Annotated in this window: 11 protein-coding genes; 5 read left to right on the top strand and 6 right to left on the bottom strand. The window is 72.7% G+C overall.

Annotation, left to right across the window (positions count from 1 at the left end; genetic code table 11):
• Positions 1–6: 6 nt before the first annotated feature.
• Entirely contained in the window at positions 7–807 is an 801-nt protein-coding gene (locus tag ABZ915_RS30595) for a GNAT family N-acetyltransferase (RefSeq protein ID WP_361809927.1), read from the top strand.
• Between the two features lie 361 nt (positions 808–1,168).
• Here the strand turns inward: ABZ915_RS30595 and ABZ915_RS30590 are convergent, their stop codons facing one another.
• Positions 1,169–1,963 carry a rhomboid-like protein gene (locus ABZ915_RS30590; protein WP_361809925.1) on the bottom strand — a complete coding sequence of 265 codons (795 nt, stop codon included), beginning with the start codon at positions 1,961–1,963 and terminating at the stop codon, positions 1,169–1,171.
• A 199-nt stretch (positions 1,964–2,162) separates the two neighbouring features.
• Here ABZ915_RS30590 and ABZ915_RS30585 point away from each other — a divergent pair, with 199 nt between their 5' ends.
• From ABZ915_RS30585 to ABZ915_RS30570, 4 genes are all read left to right on the top strand, one after another.
• Positions 2,163–2,840 (top strand): spermidine synthase, encoded by a 678-nt coding sequence (locus ABZ915_RS30585; RefSeq protein WP_361809923.1) that lies wholly within the window; start codon positions 2,163–2,165, stop codon positions 2,838–2,840.
• A gap of 123 nt (positions 2,841–2,963) precedes the next feature.
• The gene (locus ABZ915_RS30580; RefSeq protein WP_361809921.1) at positions 2,964–3,704 is read left to right on the top strand and encodes a response regulator transcription factor; all 741 of its coding nucleotides are present in this window, start codon (positions 2,964–2,966) and stop codon (positions 3,702–3,704) included.
• Positions 3,701–4,810 carry a HAMP domain-containing sensor histidine kinase gene (locus ABZ915_RS30575; RefSeq protein WP_361809919.1) on the top strand — a complete coding sequence of 370 codons (1,110 nt, stop codon included), beginning with the start codon at positions 3,701–3,703 and terminating at the stop codon, positions 4,808–4,810. Before ABZ915_RS30580 ends, ABZ915_RS30575 begins: the two co-directional genes overlap by 4 nt.
• A gap of 472 nt (positions 4,811–5,282) precedes the next feature.
• On the top strand, positions 5,283–9,080 hold the full coding sequence (locus ABZ915_RS30570) for a multifunctional oxoglutarate decarboxylase/oxoglutarate dehydrogenase thiamine pyrophosphate-binding subunit/dihydrolipoyllysine-residue succinyltransferase subunit (protein WP_361809917.1): 3,798 nt from the start codon (positions 5,283–5,285) through the stop codon (positions 9,078–9,080).
• A gap of 85 nt (positions 9,081–9,165) precedes the next feature.
• Here the strand turns inward: ABZ915_RS30570 and fxsT are convergent, their stop codons facing one another.
• From fxsT to ABZ915_RS30545, 5 genes are all read right to left on the bottom strand, one after another.
• Positions 9,166–12,171 carry an FxSxx-COOH system tetratricopeptide repeat protein gene (gene fxsT / locus ABZ915_RS30565; protein WP_361809915.1) on the bottom strand — a complete coding sequence of 1,002 codons (3,006 nt, stop codon included), beginning with the start codon at positions 12,169–12,171 and terminating at the stop codon, positions 9,166–9,168.
• 153 nt (positions 12,172–12,324) lie between these two features.
• Entirely contained in the window at positions 12,325–13,806 is a 1,482-nt protein-coding gene (locus ABZ915_RS30560; RefSeq protein ID WP_361809913.1) for an HEXXH motif-containing putative peptide modification protein, read from the bottom strand.
• The gene (locus tag ABZ915_RS30555) at positions 13,803–14,978 is read right to left on the bottom strand and encodes an FxsB family cyclophane-forming radical SAM/SPASM peptide maturase (protein ID WP_361809911.1); all 1,176 of its coding nucleotides are present in this window, start codon (positions 14,976–14,978) and stop codon (positions 13,803–13,805) included. Before ABZ915_RS30555 ends, ABZ915_RS30560 begins: the two co-directional genes overlap by 4 nt.
• A gap of 108 nt (positions 14,979–15,086) precedes the next feature.
• Entirely contained in the window at positions 15,087–15,263 is a 177-nt protein-coding gene (gene fxsA / locus ABZ915_RS30550; protein ID WP_361809909.1) for an FxSxx-COOH cyclophane-containing RiPP peptide, read from the bottom strand.
• Positions 15,264–15,331: 68 nt separating this feature from the next.
• A complete protein-coding gene (locus ABZ915_RS30545; RefSeq protein ID WP_361809907.1) occupies positions 15,332–18,640 on the bottom strand; it encodes an SAV_2336 N-terminal domain-related protein in 3,309 nt (1,102 codons plus the stop codon).
• Positions 18,641–18,645 lie beyond the last annotated feature (5 nt).

Below are 18,645 nucleotides of genomic sequence, written 5' to 3'. Positions count from 1 at the left end.
CCCCCGATGACGACCGACACCGCGGCGCTGCTCGCCGCCTACGACACCCAGATACGCGCCACTCCGCCCGTCCCGCCGCCCGGGATCACGCACGAGTACGAAGGCGGGCTGCTGCGGGTGGTCGGGGATTTCCGCGGCTTCCTCAGCGCGCCGCGCGACCTGGGCCTGCGCGGGCGGGAGCTGGACGAGCTGATCGCCCGGCAGCGGGACTTCTTCGCGGCGCGCGGCGAGGCGGTGGAGTGGAAGATCCGCGGCCACGACGCCCCGGCCGACCTGACCGACCGGCTGCGCGCGGCGGGGTTCGTGCCCGAGGAGCAGGAGACGGTGCTGGTGGCGCCCGTGGCGGAGCTGGCCGTGCGGCAGCCCGTACTGCCCGACGGCGTCACGCTGCGCCGGGTCACCGCCGAGGCCGACATGCACCGGATCGCCGCCCTTCAGACGGCCGTCTGGGGCCAGGACCTGAGCTGGCTCGGCGAGCACCTGACCGGGCGGCTCACGGTCGCCCCGGACGACATCTCCGTGCACGTCGCCGAGGCCGGCGGTGAGCTGGTCTGCGCGGCCTGGCTGCTCTTCCGCCCCGGTACCGAGTTCGCCGGCCTGCTGGGCGGCTCCACGCTCGCCGAGTGGCGCGGCAAGGGCATCTACCGCGCCATGGTCGCCACCCGCGCCGCCCTCGCCGCCGCCCGCGGCGTCGGCTACCTCCACGTCGACGCCTCCGCCGCCAGCGCCCCCATCCTGCAACGCCTGGGCTTCCACGCGGTGACGACGACCACGCCGTACGTGTGGTCGCCGGAGGGGCGGGGCTAGGGCCTGTCCGGCGGATCAGGCCGCAGGAAAGGTGTGGTGCCTCATCGACGCTGGCGAGCGGGGCCGTGGGGGTGCCCCCGCGCGAGGTCGTTCGAGCGTGGGGGAGTCGGCAACCGACGACAACGCCGGTGGGGGCACCGCCCGCTCGAGCGAAGTCGGGAGTGGGGGAGGGCGTGCCGGGCCCCGCGTCTGGGGCATGATCCGCCGGACAGGCCCCAGGGAGCGCTGCTCGGGTCGGCGCCTCTCGCACCGACACCCGTCCCGTTCGCGTACGTCGCCGAGCCCGGCGCGCGCGGAGTCGACGCCCCGGAGCGGGAGTACGCCCACGCGCGCGTGCCCGAGTGGCGGGGCCGGCCGTCTGTCAGGCGGTACGGGCCCGCTGCCAGTGTCTGACCAGTGGCCAGGTGGTCACGCCTATGGCCAGGGCGATCAGATGGCCCCAGTTGGTCATCGGGTCGGTGAAGGCGATCAGGTCCTGGACGACGATTTCGGCGGCCAGGGCGAGCAGTGGCCAGCGCAGCCACGGGGTGAGCAGGCCGGCCAGTGAGCCGACGCCGGCCGCCACGCCGAAGCTGATCCCGTAGTCCAGCCGGTGCAGGGAGCTGTGCGGCAGATGCCCGGCCAGGACCGCGATCCCGACGGGCACTTCGGTGGCGAGGGTGGCCAGTACGTGCCCGAGCAGGAAGATCCCGGCCGCGCGCGGTCCGCCCATGCGCCGCTCCAGCGCGGTCAGCACGAGCACGAAGGCGAGCGCGTACGGCGACAGGAGCCCGCCGGCGATCCACAGCGCGCTGGCGAGCAGCACCAGTACGGGCGAGCGCAGCAGATGCGCGACGTCCGTGCTGGAGGCCTGGTGGAGGGCGTGGACGAGGGACGGGTCGGCGTACTCGGTGAACAGCGAGGTCAGGGCGAGCACGGCGGCGTAGCCGACGGTGAAGGGCGTTCCGGTGGGGGTGGGGAGCAGCCGCCAGGGGCGGAAGGGGACCGGGGTGGGGAGCGGGCGCGCGACCGCGACGGTCGCGGGGTCGCTCGCCGTCGCCGGGCCGCGCTGGCGCGGTACGCCGTCCAGGAGTTCGGCGAGTTCGGCGGACGGGGGACCGTCCTCGGAGAGGGGCGGGCACGGGGCCGTCGTCGCGGCCCTCGCGGTCGGTTCCAAGGTGGGGCGCTCCCTTCCGTTCCGCCCCACCCTTCGCGTCCCACCCGTCGCTGTCTATGACCGACACCACGCGAGACCGGATTCACAGGAACCTCTCATCCTTCTTCCGCGTCCGCGCGGTCTGCCGCCTCGGCCGGCGCCTCGCAGGTCACCCGTAATTCGCCTGCCCGCCAGGCCCCGTTCGGGCAGGATGGGCGCCATGGCTGCCACCTACGACATTCCCGTGGTCCTGGACCGTCGCGAGGGCCCGTACGGGGAGGTGGTCCTGCGCCGGCACGGCGAGTTGCTCCAGATCATCGCCAACGGCTGCTTCCTGATGGACACCTCCGACGGCCGCTCGGAGCGGCTGCTCGTGGACGCCGCGTACCGCGCGCTGGACGGCCGGCCGGAGCCGGAACTGCTGATCGGCGGGCTGGGCGTCGGCTTCTCGCTCGCACACGCGGCGGCCGATCCGCGCTGGGGCCGGATCACGGTGGTGGAACGCGAGCGAGCCGTCGTCGACTGGCATCTCGGCGGGCCCCTGTCGGCGTTCTCCGCCGCCGCCCTCGCCGATCCGCGTACCCACATCGTGGAAGGCGATCTCCTGGCGCACGTCAATGAGACATCCGCCACGTACGACGCCCTGTGCCTGGACATCGACAACGGCCCCGGCTGGACCGTCACGGAGGGCAACGAAGGGCTCTACTCGCCCGCCGGACTGGCAGGCTGCGCACGGGCGTTGAGACCCGGCGGCGTGCTCGCGGTGTGGTCGGCGCGTCCTTCTCCAGAATTTGAAGGTACCTTGCGGAATGCCGGGTTCCAGCAGGTGCGTACCGAAGAGATCCCCGTTGCCCGGGGCGTTCCGGACGCCGTGCACCTCGCCGTACGCCCTGGATAGCAAATGCGACGCCACTCCCCGTAATGTGCTTCCCTGACGCGGATCATTCAAGCGTCAATCGCAACCATGCGCAGACCGAGGAATCACCCCACTGGTTCCGGAAAGCACACTCAGGGGCGGGCGATGGAGCAGACACACACCTCCCACAACGGCGCGGCGGCGGCCACCCAGGGCGCACAGCGCCGGGTCCTGGTCGTCGAGGACGACCCGACGATCGTCGACGCCATCGCGGCCCGACTGCGCGCCGAGGGATTCCTGGTGCAAACCGCGGGCGACGGCCCGGCCGCCGTCGACACCGCCGAGGCCTGGCAGCCCGATCTGCTGATCCTCGACATCATGCTGCCCGGCTTCGACGGTCTGGAGGTCTGCCGCCGTGTGCAGGCCGCCCGGCCGGTGCCGGTGCTGATGCTGACCGCGCGCGACGACGAGACCGACATGCTGGTCGGGTTGGGCGTCGGCGCCGACGACTACATGACCAAGCCGTTCTCGATGCGGGAGCTGGCCGCACGGGTGCACGTGCTGCTGCGCCGGGTGGAGCGGGCCGCGATCGCCGCGTCCACCCCGCGCTCGGGCATCCTGCGCCTGGGCGAGCTGGAGATCGACCACGCGCAGCGGCGCGTGCGGGTGCGCTCCGAGGACGTCCATCTGACGCCGACCGAGTTCGACCTGCTGGTCTGCCTGGCGAACACCCCGCGCGCGGTGCTCTCCCGGGAGCAGCTGCTGGCCGAGGTCTGGGACTGGGCGGACGCCTCCGGCACCCGGACCGTCGACAGCCACATCAAGGCGCTGCGCCGGAAGATCGGGGCCGAGCGGATCCGTACCGTGCACGGCGTGGGCTACGCGCTGGAGACCCCGACGCCATGAGCGACGGGCCGGCCGCACGGAGAGGCCCCGGGGATCCCTGGGGCGGCGTTCGCCCGTTCTCGATCAAGACCAAGCTGGGCGCGCTCGTCGTCACGTCTGTGCTGATCACCACCGGACTGTCGGTGATCGCGGTGCACACCAAGACGGAGCTGCGCTTCATCACGGTCTTCTCGATGATCGCCACACTGTTGATAACGCAGTTCGTGGCGCATTCGCTCACCTCGCCGCTGGACGAGATGAACACGGTGGCCCGGTCCATCTCGCACGGCGACTACACGCGCCGGGTGAGCGAGAGCCGCCGGGACGAGCTGGGCGACCTGGCCCAGACGATCAACGTGATGGCCGACGAGCTGGAGGCGCAGGACCTCCAGCGCAAGGAGCTGGTGGCGAACGTCTCGCACGAGCTGCGTACGCCCATCGCGGGCCTGCGGGCGGTGCTGGAGAACGTGGTCGACGGCATCGCGGAGGCCGACCCGGAGACCATGCGGACGGCCCTGAAGCAGACCGAGCGGCTCGGGCGGCTGGTGGAGACGCTGCTGGACCTGTCCCGGCTGGACAACGGCGTCGTACCGCTGCGTATGCGGCGCTTCGAGGTGTGGCCGTACCTCTCGGGTGTGCTGAAAGAGGCCAACATGGTCGCCTCCGCGCGCGCGGGCATGGCCTCCGGATCCGGCAGCCACACCCGTACGGACGTCCATCTGCACCTCGACGTCTCCCCGCCGGAGCTGACCGCGCACGCGGACCCGGAGCGGATCCACCAGGTCGTGGCGAACCTCATCGACAACGCGGTCAAGCACAGCCCGCCGCACGGCCGGGTGACGGTGAAGGCGCGGCGCGGGCCGCTGCCGGAGTCGCTGGAGCTGGAGGTCCTCGACGAGGGGCCCGGAATCCCCAGGTCGGAGTGGCGCCGGGTGTTCGAGCGCTTCAACCGGGGCGCGGTGCGCCGCCCGCACGGACCGGGCAGCGACGGCGGCACCGGGCTCGGCCTGGCCATCGCCCGCTGGGCCGTCGACCTCCACGGCGGCCGGATCGGCGTGGCCGAATCCGAACGCGGCTGCCGAATCCTGGTCACCCTCCCGGGAGAGCACTCCCCCCTGGTCGGCTGATCCGCACGACGGCCCCCGCGCCAGGCGGCCGGCCGGGAACAGGATCACCGGCTCCCGGCCACTCCCCGGAAGAGCCCTCCCGGCGGGGCCGACCGGCCAGCGGCTCCTGCGGCCGGAACCCGGTGGCTGGATCTGAGCGGGGTTGCCGGGTTCTGGTCACCCGTACGGGAGAGTCATCCGTGCCAAGTTGACGTAAAGTTCGAACCGGAGCCACATGATCCACGAGTGTCCCCGCTGACGGACACGTGTGATCAGGGGGAGGCGTGTGACGCTTCGCACCCAGGCCTTGGCCGAGGCATCCCTTCCGCGGGTGAACCACGCTTGTTTCCCGCCATATCAACCCCCGAAACACACTTTTCGATGTGACTTACGCGACGATGAACCGGCCCGACCTGACCTTCGCGGTCTTGGAGGCGTAGCCTTTATTCCCGCTGTCCATCACCTTGTGAAGCGGAAGAGGGCGGTTGCCGCCGTGTCGCCACAGTCCAGTAACTCGAGCATCTCGACCGACGACCAAGCCGGGAAGAACCCCGCAGCCGCGTTCGGTCCGAACGAGTGGCTCGTCGACGAGATCTATCAGCAGTACCTTCAGGACCCGAATTCGGTAGACCGGGCCTGGTGGGACTTCTTCGCTGATTACAAGCCCGGCGCCGCTGCCGCGGGGACCGCGGGGACCCCCACCGCTGCCAGTCCGGCCAAGCCCGCGGCTCCGGCCGCGCCCGCTCCGGCGCCCGCGGCCCCCAGGCCCGCGGCGAGCGCCCCGGCGCCCGCGCAGCCCGCCGCGCCCGCCAAGCCGGCACAGGCCGCGCCCGCTGCCCCGGCCGCCAAGCCGGCGCAGCCCGCCGCGCCCGCTCAGCCGAAGGCGAAGGCCCAGCCCGCCGCCGCGGCCCCGGCCGCCGCGGACGGCCCGGAGTTCGTGACGCTGCGCGGTCCGTCCGCCGCGGTCGCCAAGAACATGAACGCCTCGCTGGAGCTGCCGACCGCCACCTCGGTCCGCGCGGTCCCGGTGAAGCTGCTGTTCGACAACCGCATCGTCATCAACAACCACCTCAAGCGGGCCCGCGGCGGGAAGATCTCCTTCACGCACATCATCGGCTACGCGATGGTCCAGGCCATCAAGGCCATGCCGTCGATGAACTGGTCGTTCGGCGAGAAGGACGGCAAGCCGACCCTCGTCAAGCCGCCGCACGTGAACCTCGGTCTGGCCATCGACCTGGTGAAGCCCAACGGCGACCGCCAGCTCGTCGTGGCCGCCATCAAGAAGGCCGAGACGCTGAACTTCTTCGAGTTCTGGCAGGCCTACGAGGACATCGTCCGTCGCGCCCGCGACAACAAGCTGACGATGGACGACTTCACCGGCGTCACGGTCTCCCTGACCAACCCCGGCGGCCTCGGCACCGTCCACTCCGTCCCGCGCCTGATGCCCGGCCAGTCGGTGATCATGGGCGTCGGCTCCATGGACTACCCGGCGGAGTTCCAGGGCACCAGCCAGGACACCCTGAACAAGCTCGGCGTCTCGAAGGTCATGACACTCACGTCGACCTACGACCACCGGGTGATCCAGGGCGCCGCCTCCGGCGAGTTCCTGCGCGCCGTCGCCAACCTCCTCCTCGGCGACAGCGGCTTCTACGACGACATCTTCGAGGCCCTGCGCATCCCCTACGAGCCGGTCCGCTGGCTCAAGGACATCGACGCCAGCCACGACGACGACGTCACCAAGGCCGCCCGCGTCTTCGAGCTGATCCACTCCTACCGGGTCCGCGGCCACGTCATGGCCGACACCGACCCGCTGGAGTACCGCCAGCGCAAGCACCCCGACCTGGACATCGTCGAGCACGGCCTCACCCTGTGGGACCTGGAGCGCGAGTTCGCCGTCGGCGGCTTCGGCGGCAAGTCGATGATGAAGCTGCGCGACATCCTCGGCGTGCTCCGCGACTCGTACTGCCGCACCACCGGCATCGAGTTCATGCACATCCAGGACCCCAAGCAGCGCAAGTGGATCCAGGACCGTGTGGAGCGCCAGCACTCCAAGCCGGAGCGCGAGGAGCAGCTGCGCATCCTGCGCCGGCTGAACGCGGCGGAGGCCTTCGAGACCTTCCTCCAGACGAAGTACGTCGGCCAGAAGCGCTTCTCCCTGGAGGGCGGCGAGTCCGTCATCCCGCTGCTCGACGCGGTGCTGGACTCGGCCGCCGAGTCCCGCCTGGACGAGGTCATCATCGGCATGGCCCACCGCGGCCGCCTGAACATCCTCGCCAACATCGTCGGCAAGTCGTACGCGCAGATCTTCCGCGAGTTCGAGGGCAACCTCGACCCGAAGTCGATGCACGGCTCCGGCGACGTGAAGTACCACCTGGGCGCCGAGGGCACCTTCACCGGCCTGGACGGCGAGCAGATCAAGGTCTCCCTGGTCGCGAACCCCTCCCACCTGGAGGCCGTCGACCCGGTCCTGGAGGGCGTCGCGCGCGCCAAGCAGGACATCATCAACAAGGGCGGCACGGACTTCACGGTCCTGCCGGTGGCGATCCACGGCGACGCGGCCTTCGCGGGCCAGGGCGTGGTGGCCGAGACCCTGAACATGTCGCAGCTGCGCGGCTACCGCACGGGTGGCACGGTCCACGTCGTGATCAACAACCAGGTCGGCTTCACCGCGGCCCCCGAGTCCTCGCGTTCCTCCATGTACGCGACGGACGTGGCCCGCATGATCGAGGCCCCGATCTTCCACGTGAACGGCGACGACCCGGAGGCCGTGGTCCGCGTCGCGCGGCTGGCCTTCGAGTTCCGCCAGGCGTTCAACAAGGACGTGGTGATCGACCTCATCTGCTACCGCCGCCGCGGTCACAACGAGTCGGACAACCCGGCCTTCACCCAGCCGCTGATGTACGACCTGATCGACAAGAAGCGCTCGGTGCGCAAGCTGTACACCGAGTCCCTGATCGGTCGCGGCGACATCACCCTGGAAGAGGCCGAGCAGGCCCTCCAGGACTACCAGGGCCAGCTGGAGAAGGTGTTCACCGAGGTCCGCGAGGCGACCTCCCAGCCGGTCGCCGGGGACATCCAGGCGCCGCAGGACGGCTTCCCGGTCGCGGTCCCGACGGCGATCACCTCGGAGGTCGTCAAGCGGATCGCCGAGTCCCAGGTCAACATCCCCGACCACATCACCGTCCACCCGCGGCTGCTCCCGCAGCTCCAGCGCCGGGCGGCCATGGTCGAGGACGGCACGATCGACTGGGGCATGGGCGAGACCCTGGCCGTCGGCTCGCTGCTGCTGGAGGGCACCCCGGTCCGCCTGGCGGGCCAGGACTCCCAGCGCGGCACCTTCGGCCAGCGGCACGCGGTCCTCATCGACCGCGAGACGGGCCAGGACTTCACCCCGCTGCTGTACCTCTCCGAGGACCAGGCCCGGCTGAACGTCTACAACTCGCTGCTCTCCGAGTACGCGGCGATGGGCTTCGAGTACGGCTACTCGCTCGCCCGTCCCGACGCGCTGGTGATGTGGGAGGCCCAGTTCGGCGACTTCGTCAACGGCGCGCAGACGGTCGTGGACGAGTTCATCTCGTCGGCGGAGCAGAAGTGGGGCCAGACGAGCGGCGTAGTGCTCCTCCTCCCCCACGGTTACGAGGGCCAGGGCCCGGACCACTCCTCGGCCCGCCCGGAGCGCTTCCTCCAGATCTGCGCCCAGAACAACATGACGGTCGCGATGCCCACGCTCCCGTCGAACTACTTCCACCTCCTGCGGTGGCAGGTGCACAACCCGCACCACAAGCCGCTGGTCGTCTTCACGCCGAAGTCGATGCTGCGCCTGAAGGCCGCGGCCTCGAAGGCGGAGGAGTTCACGAACGGCCAGTTCCGCCCGGTCATCGGCGACGCGTCCGTCGACCCGGCGGCCGTGAAGAAGGTCGTCTTCTGCGCGGGCAAGGTCTACTACGACCTCGAGGCCGAGCGGCAGAAGCGTGGCGACAAGGAGACGGCGATCATCCGCCTCGAGCGTCTGTACCCGCTGCCGGGTGCGGAGGTCCAGGCGGAGGTCAACAAGTACCCGAACGCCGAGAAGTACCTGTGGGTCCAGGAGGAGCCGGCGAACCAGGGTGCCTGGCCGTTCATCGCGCTCAACCTGATCGACCACCTGGACCTGGCGGTCGGCGCGGACATCCCGCCGGGCGAGCGCCTGCGCCGGATCTCGCGCCCGCACGGCTCCTCCCCCGCCGTCGGTTCCGCGAAGCGGCACCAGGCGGAGCAGGAGCAGCTGGTGCGTGAGGTGTTCGACGCCTAGTCCTGTGTGACACCGCGTCCTGTGTGACAGAGCGGAAGGGCTTGGCCCCGGGGAATCCGGGGCCAGGCCCTTCCGGCTGTTTCCGTCAGGTCGTCTGGGGCTCGAAGTCCCAGTACGGGCGGTTGCGGGAGCGGGCCGAGATGGTGTGGATGTGCTGCTTGCCGAGCGTGGCCTCCAGGTCGGACAGGGCTTCCTGCTCGACCTTCTCGGCCTGCTGGACGTCCCTCAGGCCGCGCAGGTCGGCCGCGTGGGCCACCCGGGCGGACAGGGTGAGGGGGTGGGTGCGGCCGAGGGACTCCGTCGCCCGGGTGACGGTGTCCCGGCTGAGCGCGGCGGCCCCCTCCGTGTCGCCCACCAGATTGCGCAGGGCCGAGGCGTTGATGGCGCAGCCCAGGGCGTAGGGGTGGCTCTCGCCCACCGCCGCGGTCATGTCGGCCAGCGCCTGGTCGACCAGCACGTGCGCGTGGTCGCGTTCGCCGACGCTGCGCAGGATCAGGGCGTGGTTGGCCCGGGCGCCCGCGATGAACGGGTGCCCCTCGGTGAGCAGTTGTTCGTAGCGGGCCAGGATGGACTCGCTGGCCTCGCGGGCCTGGTCGATGTCGCCGTGCTCGCGGGCGAAGCAGCTCTGGCTGACGGCGGCGGCCAGGGTCTCCGGGTGCCGGTCGCCGACCTTGCGCTCGTAGCGTTCCAGCACCCGCGCCAGCAGTGCTCCGGCGGCGGACCGGTCACCGCCGCGCAGCCGGCACAGCGCCAGGTTGTGCTCGGCCCGCAGCGTCTGCGGATTGTCGGCGCCCATGACGAGGCGGCACTCGCGGACGTTCTTCGTCTGGACGGACTCGGCCTCGCCGTAGCGGCCCAGCAGTCTCAGGCAGGTGGCGTAGGAGGCCTCCGAGAACAGCGCCCACGGGTGCCGTGCCTTCAGCAGGCGGCGGCGCATCTCCAGGGTCGTCTTGTCGATGTCGAGGGCGTGCTGGTAGTGGCCGAGCAGCCGGTGTGCGAAGCCCAGGTTGTTCAGCGCGTTGAGGGTGCGGGAGTCCTCCTCGCCGAGGAGGTCGCGGTAGGCCGGGTACAGCCACTGGTAGTGCTCCAGTGCCTCGTCGTACCGGCCCAGTCCCCACAGGTTGGCGCCGACGCCGTTGGCCGCCCGCAGATGGTCCAGGTCCCGTTCGCCGCGGTCCTCGCGCAGGTGGTCCATCGCCGCCCGTTCGAGGGGCTCGCTGCGCTCGTAGTCGCCGGTGGCGCGCAGCAGGTTGGCGTACTGGTAGATCAGGTCGAAGACCCGTGGATGGAACTCGCCGAGCAGCGACCGCCAGGCCCGCAGGGCACGCGCGCCGAGTCTGACGCCGGAGGTGTATTCGCCGGCGAAGTACATGTAGCGCAGGCAGTTCAGGACCAGGGTCTGCACCCTGCGGTCGTCGCTGTTCAGGACGTCGGCGTACTTCAGGTGCGGCACGATCTCCGCGTACGCGTCCCACAGACGGGTGTCCGTGGCGCGGCCGGGGTCGGCCGCCGCGAGGGCGCGCCGTACGACGTCGACGAACTCCCGCCGGTCCGCCTCCGGCATGTCGTTGCGCACGATCTGGTGGACCATGCGGTGCAGGTACAGCGACTCGCCCGAGGAAGCGGAGTCGGCGCCCTGGTCGTGGGCCTCCAGGCGCACCACGGAGTACTGGCGCAGCTGGTTGATCGCCCGGTTCCACAGCAGCGGGTCCTCCAGCAGCCCGGTGAGCTGTTCGGGCAGATCGTCCTGCGGCATCTCCCTGAGCAGTCGTACGGGGATGAAGCCGGGCGCGAAGAAGGTGCACAGCCGCAGCAGGTCGACGGACTCCGGGACGGTCTCGCGGAGTTTGTTCAGCAGTATCGACCAGGCGGTCTGGAAGGCGACCGGGAAGTCGGCGGAGACCCTGACCACGTCCTGGTCGATGCCGCCCTCCAGGAGGGCGATGTAGTCCTCGACGGAGAGGTCGGAGTCGTTGAGCCAGCCGGCCGTCTGGTCCAGCAGCAGCGGCAGGTCCTCCAGGGCCTCGGCCAGCTGGTCGGCGTCCGCCTCGGTCAGGCGCGGCGCGCGGCGGCGGATGAAGGCCACCGACTCGTCGCGGGAGTAGACCGGGATCTGGAGCAGCCGGCTGTTGTGTTCGCCCCACTGCGGGTTCCGGGAGGTGATCAGCACGTGTCCGGGGCCGGTGGGGACCAGGTCCCAGATCTGGTCGGGTTCGTCGGCGCCGTCGAGGATCAGCAGCCACCGGGTGAACGGCTCGCCCCGGCGCAGCGCGTCGCGTACCGCGCGCAGCCGTTCGCCGTACTCGGCGCCGGTCGACAGGCCGAGCTTGGGGGCGAGTTCGGCCAGCAGACGGCGGTAGGTCACCCGTTTCTCGGCGTTGATCCACCACACGACGTCGTACTCGGAGCTGAACCGGTACACGTATTCGGCGGCGAGCTGTGTCTTCCCCACGCCGGACATGCCGTAGAGGGTGAGCACGCCCGCGCCGGGCTCGCTGCCGTTCAGCAGATGGTAGGCGTCGTTCAGCAGCGGCTCGCGGCCGGTGAAGCGGGTGTTGCGGCGCGGTACGCCGCCCCACACCTCTGGCATGGCCGACGGGAAGCGCAGCCCGCGCCGGTTTTCGCCGGTCCCCGGCAGCGGTTCGTACGCCAGGTCGAGCCGCTCGACCACACGCCGTTCGGCCTCGTCCGGGCCGGTGTTCACCAGGTCGACGGGCGCGAGGACGGCGGTGGCGGTGGGGATCGACGCGGTGGTCACCGAGACTGCGGCGAAGCGGGACGGGTCCGGCGCCACGACCTCGCGCAGCGCCGCGTTCCACTCCTCGTGGGTGCGCGGGCCGAGTTTGAAGTACCAGTCGCTGATCAGGATGAGAACGCGGCCGTCGGCCAGGCTCAGATCGCGCAGCAGTTGCACCAGCGGGACCTCGGGAGGCGCGTCCCACCGCAGGTACACCACCCGCAGGCCGCGCCGCTCCAGACGGTCCCCGATCCAGGCCGCCCAGGCCCGGTTGAACCCGGCGAAGCTGATCGTGACGGTCTGCTTCGCGGTTCCCCTCTCGGTTAACCCGAACGGCCTACGACTTCCAGACATGCAGCGGCCTCCCGCTCGCGATTTTAGAAGCTGAACCCGGCCCCGGGAAGGCGTGTGCCCGCGCCTGCGCCGACGGTCGTGGATCGCATCCTTTCCCGCCGGCGCATCGATCTCCACCTCCGAGCGCAAAGGTTGACCACGGATCAGGGAGTCTCACTCCCGCGAGCGGCGTACATCCACCGCATGGCGCTGCACCCACAGCCTGCGGGCGGCCCGCACGTACTCGCGGGCCCGGACGGCGTGCGCCCGGGGGACGGCGATGTCACCCATACGCTCGTGCGTGTCGACCATGACCTCGACGAACTGCCGTCCCCGCGCGGTCAGATCGTCCGAGCCGACGAGCGCCGGCAGCGCCGCCGCCACCTGCTCGTGGTAGCGCGCGAACTGCCCCCAGGCCGTGTCGCGCCGAGCGGGGTCGCCTTCGCCGAGCGCGCGGTGCTGGAAGTAGTCGGCGAGGCCGAGGTGCGCGTAGGCGCCCTGGAGCAGGCCGTCGTACGGTCGCGGCTCGGGGCGCCAGGGCGCGAAGTGCCGCGCTCGGCCGTCGGAGTGATGCAGCGTCACCATGGTGCCGGCCACGGCCAGTTTGGCGTGCTGGAGTTCGTGCACCAGGGTCGCCGCGAAGGACATGGCGTTCGGCGGTGTGCTGCTGAGCACGGCTCCGAAGGCCTCCTGCCGGGTGGCGCTGCACGAGCCGTGGGCGCGGCCGTCGGCCGAGTCTCCCGGCGGCACGGCGAGCGGCACCAGGCAGCGCAGCAGGGCCGCCGCCTCGGTGAGCCGTCCCGCGCCGCCGAGGCGCAACGCCGTGGCCGTGCCCGACCAGGCCTGGAGCCAGCGTTTGCGTTCGGCGTCGTCGAGGGTGACGGGGCCGCTCAGGCCGTAGTAGTGCGGTCCGCCGTGCACGGTGCGGTACGGGTCCAGGTCGTCCAGCGGGATCGGGGGGCTGTCGGCCAGCAGACCGGGCAGCGCGTACGCCGGGGTCCAGGCCCGGGAGTCGGCCCAGGCGCCGACACCGCCCTCGAGGTGGACGACGACATCGGCGGCACCCGGCCGGCGCAGGGTCAGCCGGCCGCTGCGGTGGACGGCGTCGACCGGCGTCGACTCCGGCTCGTCCGTGCGCAGCGCTCCGAAGGACGGCAGGACGAGCGTGCCGGCGTGGGCGGTGAGGCGTACGGCGAAGGGGATGCCGGCGCGGGCGGCGAGCGCCGCGGCCACGGCGCTGAAGTGGTCCAGGTCGGTGGCCAGGTCCCGCTGCCGTTCCGGGTCGGCGGCGGAGGCGGAGCCGAGTCCGCGCAGGATGCGCTGGGCCCAGGGGCCGAGGAGGGGGTGCAGGAGGCCTGTCCGGACAGAGGGGCCGGAGGGGCCGGAGGGGCTGGAGGAGCCGGCTGTCGCCGTGGCGCGTCCGCGGGGGTTCGCCGTCGCGCCCTCCGCCTCCTCCAGCAGCGCCCAGTCCTCCCGCAGCCGCCGCGCCGCGCCGGCGGAGCAGGTCCGGGCCTCGCCCGCCCCGTCGAGGACCGCGCGCAGGATGAGGAGCCGCCGGGTGTCCTGGTCCCGGGCCAGGAGGGCGAGGGTCTCGCTGCTGCCCCCGGTGCGGCCCAGCTCGGTGAGGGCGTGGCCGGGCAGCGACGGAAGTGTCACGGGGTGCCTCCTTCGGCCGAGGAGGCGGCGGGTACGCGTGCCGCGTCCTCGGTGAGCCGTCGCGCCACGTGCCGGATGAAGCGCTGTAGGTCCGCGCAGTACACGGAGGGGTTGGCGAAGCCGTGTCCGGCCCGGTAGCGGTGGGCGTACTGGCCGCCGCCGCACACGCGGAGCAGCGGGCAGGCGCGGCACCCGGCGGCCAGCGCGTCCTCGCCCGCCTGCCGGGCCGCCACCGCCGGGTGGCGCAGTACGTCGTCGAAGCCGTGCCGGAAGACGTCGAGACCGGTCTCGGCCGCGCCCTCGTAGCAGGACTTCAGGGAGTCGACCTGCTCGATCGATCCGTCCGTCTCCACCACGACCGATTCGAACGGCGCGAGGCCGAGGGACTCGGTGGCGGCGGGCATGCCGAGCAGCAGGGCTATGCAGGCCTCGAAGAGGCGGATTCTCGTCTGCCGCCGTCCCGCGTTCCACCAGCGGTCGAAGACGTCGCACAGCCACCGGCCGTGGCGTTCCCCGCCGAGGTGCGCCGGCGGGGCCGACCAGTTGCCGTGCGGCAGCAGCAGGTCGAGCGCCGGGGGACGCAGGCCGAGCAGTGACTCGTAGGTCTCCACCGGGTCCAGCGTGGGGTCCACGACCGTGAGGATGCCGGCGTACGAGCCGGGGAAGCGGTCGGCCAGCAGGCGGGCGCCGCGCGAGGCGGCGGTCCAGGACGGGCGTCCGGCGTGGTCGACGCGCTGGGCGTTGTGGCCGGGCAGGCCGCCGTCGAGGCTGATGCCGACGCGGACGCCGGCGGCGGCCAGCACGGCGAGGCGCCGCTCGGTGAGGAGGGTGGCGTTCGTCTGGAGCACCGGGTGGACCGACGTACCGGGCGGGACGCGGTCGCGGACCAGGGCGGCGAAGCGGGCCAGGGTGCCGGCGCCGGCCAGGAGGGGTTCGCCGCCGTGCAGGACGAGGGAGAGCCCGGTCAGGCCGTGCGCGCTCGCGTGCTCGGCGATGCGGGTCGCGGTGCGGTCCAGAACGGTGGAGGACGCGGCCCGGGGGCGGTCGCGCCAGGACCGGTCGGGCCCCTCGTACAGGTAGCAGTAGCGGCAGGCGAGGTTGCAGCGGCCGTGCATCTTCACGATGAACTGCCGGAAGGGGACCGGGGCAACGGGAGCAACGCCGTACGACACTCCGCCACCCCCATGCCTTCGGCCGTCCAATGGCCGCATTCCCGAGCGGGCGACAGGCAAACTGAACCGGCCCTCCGTGCAAGGGATTTGACCGGATCCCGTCCCCTGTCAGAACGCGCTGCCGAACCCCCACAGCATCTCGCCCGGCTGGGCGGCCCGTTCGCGCAGGTCCTCGAGGACCTCACGCAGCACGGCATGCCGCACGGTCCGCAACTCGGTGAGGTTCATGGCCAGTACGTCCGGCATCGGCTCGACCGGCCCGTGCTCCGCGGACTCCATGCTCATGGTCTCCCCTGTTCCCAGTCGTTCGTGGTCGTTCGTGGTCATTCGTCGTTGTGCGTCGTTGTGCGTCGTCAATCCAGCTCCGCCAGCCTGCGAGCCGTGTCCTCGGCGGTGGGCTCGCTCGTGCCGACGGTGTCCTGCGGCATCCGCTGCCACTCCGACCGCGCCGTCCGGTAGGCCTCGCGGGCGGCACGCGGGCGTGCGGCCGCCTCATAGGTCCTACCCCGCCAGTGGTGCGCCTGAGCATGCAACTCCACGGCCGCCAGCCGTCGCCGCTCGGTCTCGGCCTCCTCCTCGGCGTCCCCGGCGGCCTGAGCGGCGTCCCGGAACACGTCCACCGCCGCGTCCAGCCGGGTGGGCCGGCCAAGGCTCCGGTAGGCCTCGAAGTGCGCCCGCCCGAGCGCCAGCAGACAGCGCGCCGCCGACAGCGCGTCGTCCGCCTCGGCCGCCGCCAGCCCGAACAGATGCTCCGCCTCGCGCAGGTCGACCGGGTCGCCGCGAGTGCCGTAGCGGGCCATCAGCGCCCGGCCCAGCGACAGCAGCCGGTGGGCGAGCCGTGGGTCACCGGGGGGTGTCTCCGTACGGCACTCGCGCAGCACCCGGATCGCCTGGGACAGCGGGCCGAGCGCCCGGGCGCCGGTTTCCAGGTCGGCGAGCCGCAGCAGCGTCCCGCCCCACTCCGCGAGGACCTCCGCGTGGACGGGCGCGTCCCGGGGCATCCCGAGGGCGGCCTGCTCGAAGCGTTCGGCGGCCAACCGCAGTTCGCGCGGGTCGCCCGATTCGCCGTGCCGTGCCACGCCGATCCGCCCCGAGCGCACCAGCAGCTCCGACCGCAGGGCCCGTTCGCGGGTGAGCCGGAGCGCCTCGTCGACCCGGTCCTGTGCCTCGTCCAGGGAGCCGCCCGAGATCAGCAGCGCGTCGACGAGGTCGAGCCGGATGCGCACCCGCTCACGTGGTGCCGGTTCGGTGCCGGCCTCGGCGGCGGTCTCCAGGGCGTCCCGCAGCGACCGGGCGGCCTGCTCTGCGTGGCCGCGGGCCTGCTCGGGGTCGGCCGTGGCGTCGGCCAGCCGGAGCAGGATCCGGCCGTGGGCGAGCGGCAGTTCGGGCGGGCGGCTGCGGCGGTCCGGCCAGGCGTCGGCGAACGCCTCCAGCATGCCGACGGCGCCCTGCAACAGCGCGCTGTCACCGCCCAGGCGCCACTGTGTCTCCAGGGCGCGGACGCGCTCCAGGGTGAGTTTCAGCGCCTCGGCCTGCCCCAGGTCGGGCGCCGCGCAGGCCACCGCGTACTCGCGGTCGGCGCGGCTGAGCAGGTCCAGCGCGCCGTGCTGGTCCCCGCGCCGCCTGCGGTCGACGGCGGCCGCGTGCAGCACGCGCGCGAGGACGGCCCGTTCGCGCAGCGCGTGCGGGTGCGCGACGGCCCGCTCCGCGGCCTGCTCCGCCTCGCGCAGCAGGTCGGCGCCGCCCTGTACCTCCCACAGCCGCAGCGTGGCCTGCGCGTACTCCGCCCACAGTTCCGGGTCGGAGCCGGCGGGCCGTTCGTGCTCGGTCGCGCCGCGCAGCAGCTGTACGGCGTCGATGAGGTCCTGCACCATGCCCTCGTCGTCGAACCGCGCGACCAGCGAACGGGCCCGGGTGACCGCCCGGTGCGTCGAGCGGGACCCGGCCGGGCCGGGCGTCGTACGGCCGCCGTAGGCCGCGAACTGCTCGGGCAGCGGCATGAACCTCTCCAGCACGCGCACGGCGACCTCCGCGAAGGGCTGCGGCACGAGCGTCGCGTCGCCGTTGTCGCCGGGGTAGGAGCCGCCGGGCGCGTACGGCCGTCCCGCGCCGCCGTTGCCGAGCTGGGCGAGGGCGAGGGCGGGGAAGTTCGCGCCGCCCTTGCCGTAGCGCTGCTCGATGTACTCGGAGCAGTGCTTGAGGACCAGCACCGCCTCGTCCCTGCCGAGCGTCGACAGCAGGGCCTCCTGCACGTCGGGCTCCATCTCGTACCACTGGGCACCGTCGTCGCCGTGGCTCTCGCCCGCGCGCGTGAGGAGGCCGCTGAGCAGCACCTCGGCCAGCTCGGACGGGCCGGAGTCGGGCAGCATGGTCCGCTGCACCAGCTGCATCACCGGCAGGCAGAGCGGGGCGGCCGCCAGACAGACGGCGAGGCGTCCGGCGGCCGGGGAGGCGGTGGAGCGGAAGCGGCCGAGGCGCTGCACCCAGGAGCGCTGCCCGGCGGGGCCCGCGGCCGGGGCGGGCGGCTGGTCGGGGCGTACCCAGCCCACGGCACCGGCGACCGGAGCGGCGCCGGCCCCGGACAGCAGCCGGGCCCACGCGCCGAGGGCCACCGGCTCGGGGGGCAGCACGGGCACGGGCAGGCCGCCGCGCGGCTCCACGAATGCGCCGGCCGGGGTGCGTACCCGCAGCGCGGCGGCGCCGCCCAGGATCGCGCCGCGGGTGAGTTCGCCGTACGTCACCGGCAGCCGGGTGCGGCTCCACAGGCGCTGCGGAAGCGGCTGGAGCACCGCGGCCGGGGCCTGCCGGGCCAGCTGGTGCAGCAGCCGGTGGGCGCGGCCGCTGCGCCACAGGGGGCCCGCGCAGTCGCTGACCAGGAGCGTGATCCGCCGGCCCGTGGGGTCGCTGAGCCGGTCCGCCGCGTGCAGCGGGGCCGTGTGCGCGTCCGGGCTGCGGCTGACCACCGGATCACCGTCCGGCCCCTCGTGCAGATGGCTGACCTGGACGTCCCCGAAGGCGCCCAACTGGGCGAAGACCTCCCCCAGTTCGGCGAACATGCGGTCCCACACGCGCATCGACGGCGAGGCGTCCAGCACCAGTTGCAGCCGGGTGTCGCCGCGGGTCACGGCCCGGTGCACGGGCATCACCAGGCCCCCTGCCCGGGCGCTGAGTTCGGCCGTCGCGGTCTCGTCCAGTTCCTTGCGCAGCGGCGGGGCGGCGCTGCGGTAGCCCTGCAACGGCCTTAAGGCGCGCTGGAGTTCGAGTGGAGCGGGCAGGGCGGAGGCGACGGGCACCCCGACGGGCAGTGCCGACGCGCGGCCCGGCGCACGCGCGCGTCGGGCCCCGCCGCGCGTCGGCGGGTACAGGGGCACGCTTCCGTCGGCCCGGACGCCGTACGCCTGCGGTGCGGGCGGCTCGGGCCGCGGGGTGCCCTGGTCCGCGGGCACCTCAGGGCGGGTGGGCGAAGGCTCCCCGGGACGGCCGGAGCGGCCTTCCGTGCCGCCCTGCGGCTCCCCGTCCGGGTCCGGCACCCCCGACGGGCGCGCCCAGCGGGCCAGCCACAGGGCGTCACTCAGCGCCTCGGCATCCGGATCGAGCCCGACCTGCCGCAACCGTGCGACGAGTTCGGCCATCGGATCACCGGTGCGGCGCGCCTCGGGCATCAGCG

The sequence above is a fragment of the Streptomyces sp. NPDC046915 genome (assembly GCF_040644935.1).
Lineage (GTDB): Bacteria > Actinomycetota > Actinomycetes > Streptomycetales > Streptomycetaceae > Streptomyces.
Note: the sequence above shows the minus strand (reverse complement) of the source record. Positions and strands in the feature narration are given on the sequence as shown.

What these genes read in the sequence shown, in the direction of transcription:
- ABZ915_RS30595 (WP_361809927.1), top strand. Translation starts at nt 7, where the DNA reads ATGACGACCGACACCGCGGCGCTGCTCGCCGCCTACGACACCCAGATA.
- ABZ915_RS30585 (WP_361809923.1), top strand. Translation starts at nt 2,163, where the DNA reads ATGGCTGCCACCTACGACATTCCCGTGGTCCTGGACCGTCGCGAGGGC.
- ABZ915_RS30580 (WP_361809921.1), top strand. Translation starts at nt 2,964, where the DNA reads ATGGAGCAGACACACACCTCCCACAACGGCGCGGCGGCGGCCACCCAG.
- ABZ915_RS30575 (WP_361809919.1), top strand. Translation starts at nt 3,701, where the DNA reads ATGAGCGACGGGCCGGCCGCACGGAGAGGCCCCGGGGATCCCTGGGGC.
- fxsT (WP_361809915.1), bottom strand. Translation starts at nt 12,171, where the DNA reads ATGTCTGGAAGTCGTAGGCCGTTCGGGTTAACCGAGAGGGGAACCGCG.
- fxsA (WP_361809909.1), bottom strand. Translation starts at nt 15,263, where the DNA reads ATGAGCATGGAGTCCGCGGAGCACGGGCCGGTCGAGCCGATGCCGGAC.
- ABZ915_RS30545 (WP_361809907.1), bottom strand. Translation starts at nt 18,640, where the DNA reads ATGCCCGAGGCGCGCCGCACCGGTGATCCGATGGCCGAACTCGTCGCA.